Source organism: Kitasatospora sp. NPDC047058 (genome assembly GCF_040643935.1).
Classification (GTDB): Bacteria; Actinomycetota; Actinomycetes; order Streptomycetales; family Streptomycetaceae; genus Kitasatospora.
Window position 1 is genome coordinate 1 of sequence record NZ_JBEYVJ010000638.1, and the last position, 2,852, is coordinate 2,852.

At 75.2% G+C, this 2,852-nt stretch carries 2 protein-coding genes; one reads left to right on the forward strand and one right to left on the reverse strand.

Translation table 11 applies throughout. The features are described from left to right. A partial coding sequence (locus tag ABZ885_RS38615; protein WP_360199491.1) for a hypothetical protein occupies positions 1-1,734 on the reverse strand: 1,734 nt, incomplete at its 3' end. 298 nt (positions 1,735-2,032) lie between these two features. On the opposite strand from ABZ885_RS38615, the gene ABZ885_RS38620 reads away from it, so the two are divergent. After that, positions 2,033-2,852: hypothetical protein (locus ABZ885_RS38620; RefSeq protein WP_360199493.1), on the forward strand; the 820-nt coding region annotated here is incomplete at its 3' end.

Here is a 2,852-nt window from a genome sequence, read left to right on the forward strand (position 1 = left end):
CCACTCCGGTGGTCCGGCTGGCCGCTGCACTGGAGGCCGTCGAGTCCCCGCAGTCCGGACGGCGGATCGCGGATCTGGAGGCCGCGATCCGGCGGCCCAGTCGACGGACGCGGTGGCCTGGGAGTACTGCCACTCGGGCTGCAGCAGGTCGCGGTCCAGCTGGCCCGCGGCCGTGCGGTCCTCCACCACGTAGCCGAAGTCCTGCAGCCAGGCCGGGTAGAGGTTCTTCGAGCCGATGTAGAAGGCCGAGCCGTCGACGGCGACCAGCTTGTGGTGCAGCGCGTACGGGTGGCCGTCCGCCCAGGTGGCGGTGGGGGCGGCGCGGAAGGTGGCGAGCTGCAGGTTGCCGCACAGCGCGGCACCGGCCTTGGCCTGGTCCCCGGTGAGGGCGGTCAGCCGGGCCTTGAGGACGTCGCTGATCTCGTTCAGGGACTTGATCTGCGAGTAGCCGCCGCTGCCGATGGTGCCGCGGTTGGCCGGGTCGCTGACCACGATGCGGACCTTCACGCCGGCGGCGAGCTTGGCGGCCAGCGTCTCGTACAGCCGGGAGTCGTAGCGGGGCAGCGGCGGGCAGGTGCCGTTCATGTCCTGCTGGGAGATCTCGATGTGGTTGGTGGCGCCGGCCACCAGCGCGCGCAGCGCGTTCTCCTCGGGGTTGACCGTCTCGTAGTCGCGGTCCGCGTTGGTGTTGTCGTGCAGGGTCAGCGGGCTGCACTTGGCGTCGGCGGCGCCGGTGACCGGGCCGGGACGGTAGGCGGAGGTGGGGTCGTCGGCCTTGATGCCGACGCCCAGGCCGCCGACGGCGAGGACCGGGACGTTGCCGGTGGCGGGGGCGGCCGGGTTGAGCTCGCGCTCCATCGAGGGGCGGCAGGCGGCACCGTTCGAGGAGGCGAACCAGGCGTTGTCGAACACGCCGGTCCGGCCGCAGGTCCACTCCCAGAGGGTGTCCAGGTAGCGGGCGGCCGAGCCCGCGGCGGGGCCGGTCAGCGCGAGGTCGACGTCCGAGACGGGGTGGGCGGTGTCGAGGTAGTCGTCCTTCCACCCGTTGATGCCGCCGGCGATCACGCTGCGGCCGTCGACCACCAGCAGCTTGGAGTGGTTCCAGGAGAAGGCGGTGCGGGAGGTGGTCATCGAGGCGACGTTGAGCGTCACCGAGCCGGCCGCGGGGCCGAGCTTGGCGACCAGCTCGTCGCGGTAGCGCGAGGGCAGCACGTTGGCGTTGTAGAGCGGCGCGGCGCCGACCAGGATCCGCACCTGGAGCCGGTGGCCGGCCGCGGCGGAGGCCTTGAGCCCGTCGACCAGGGCGTCCTCGAAGCCGCCGTTGGGGAACGGCGCGAGGGTGGACACGTCGACCGTCCGCGTGGCGGCGGCGACGTCGGCGCGCATCCGGTCCAGCAGCGCGCGGGTGCCCGGGCGGTCGGCGCACGCGGCGTCGCCCCAGCAGCCGGGGGTCTGGAGCAGCCAGCCGGCCGGATTGTCGGCGGAGGCGTTCAGGCTGTTGCCCTCGGTGCGCTGCCAGACCGTGCCCTCCAGGCCGGGGGCCACCTCGCGCAGGGCGCGCTCCACGGCGTCGAGGTGGGGGGTGCCGTTCTCGCCGCCGGGGGCGGTGGCGCCGGTCGCGGAGTCCGCGTGGGCGGGCAGCGGCGAGGCGATGGCGAGCAGGGTGGAGGCTGCGGCGGCGGCCAGGGCGGAGCGCAGCAGGCGGCCGGAACGGCGGTACCGGGGGAGGTGCACGTGTGGTTCCTTCAGGAGATGACGGGTGGTTCACCCGTGGGACGAGCTGAGATTACCGAAAAGTAACTTGTTGTCTAAACTGCGCATGACAATCAGTCACCAGGCCGGAATCACCCCGGTCGTCCGGCCCCCGCCGGTCGGCCCCCGTCATCCGGCCCCCGCCGGTCGGCGGGCCGGCCATGACGGCCCGTCACGTCGCACGTCAGATCGCCGCCCGTCACGTCGTCGCCCGCCAGGTCGTCCGTGCTGACGGCGCGCCAGGCCGTCCCGGCGGGCCCCGGCGCCGTACCGTCGGCCCATGCTCCTCGGCCTGCTGGCGGCCCTCCTGGCCGCACTGCTCACCGGTTCCGCCACCGTCCTGCAGGCGGTCGGCGCCCGCCGGGCCTCCGCCACCCCGCAGGCCGGCGAGGCCGCCGCACTGGCCGGCGCGTTCCGGCAGTGGCCGTTCCTGCTGGGTGTCGGGATGGACATGCTCGGCTTCGCCGCCGAACTGCTCGCCCTGGAGCGGCTGCCGCTGTACGTGGTCGAGGCCGCGCTCGCCTCGGCGCTCGCGGTGACCGCCGTCGGGGCCGCCCGCGTGCTGCGGGTGCGGCTGCGGCGCAGCGAGTGGGCGGGCGTGGCCGCGGTCTGCGCCGGGCTCCTGGTGCTCGCGCTCACCGCCGGGCGGGACGGCGACGGCACCGGTGACCCGGCGTTCCGGCTGGGCGTCCTGGTGGCCGCGGTCGTCCTCACGGTGGCGGGCTGGGCGGTGGTGCACCTCGCCACGGCCCGTCGCGCCCCGCTGCTCGGACTGGTGGCGGGCCTGCAGTTCGGGGTGGTCGGCGTCTCGGTGCGGGTGCTGCCCGACCCGCGCCTCCCGGACCTCCTCACCGAGCCCTCGGCGTACGCGGTCGCGGTGGCCGGGCTGGGCGGGTTCGCGGCGCTGACCTGGGCGATGCAGAGCGGCTCGGTCACGGCCGCGACGGCGGCGATGGTGCTGGGCGAGACGCTGGGCCCGGCCGTGGTCGGGGTGCTCGTGCTCGGCGACCACACCCGGCACGACGCGACGCCGCTCGCCGTCGCGGGCTTCGCGGCGGCGGTGATCGGCGCGCTGACGCTGGCGCGCTTCGGCGACGCCG